Origin of the sequence: Campylobacter sp. W0014, from assembly GCF_020135975.1 — a bacterium.
Classification (GTDB): domain Bacteria; phylum Campylobacterota; class Campylobacteria; order Campylobacterales; family Campylobacteraceae; genus Campylobacter_D.
In genome coordinates this window covers 1-384 of sequence record NZ_JACHTR010000108.1, presented here as the reverse complement: position 1 = coordinate 384, position 384 = coordinate 1, and the positions used below count along the sequence as shown (strand labels likewise).

Here is a 384-nt window from a genome sequence, read left to right as displayed (position 1 = left end):
GTGTGTAGCTTGATTCTTGCTTTGGTAACTTATATTATTCTAACTTTTCACTACATTTACATTAGTTATGGTAAATATGATAAGAATTTATTTTTATTAATATTTGATAGAAATGCAATAGAGTTATTTGTTATTGTATATTCTTGCATAATGTTTAATTTATTATATATTTATAATGCCATTCCTTTGGTTTTATCTGCGGTATTTATATTTTTAGCATTTTATTTTTCTAGTTTAAGCTTGTTTATTGTTGGTTGTTGTGGTATAGGAGTATTTTTCTTAATATCCATTTTTAAAAGAAAGTTTATGTTTAGTGTTTTACTATTCGCCTTGGGTTATACTTGCACATTGTTCTTTTTTTATGGACTGGCAACATATTAGAAA

The 384-nt window shown here is 24.5% G+C and carries 1 protein-coding gene; it reads left to right on the top strand.

Annotated elements, in window-relative coordinates; all coding sequences use genetic code 11:
* Positions 1 to 381 (top strand): hypothetical protein (locus tag H2277_RS09180; protein ID WP_079742264.1); only part of this gene is annotated, 381 nt, incomplete at its 5' end.
* Positions 382 to 384: the final 3 nt, after the last annotated feature.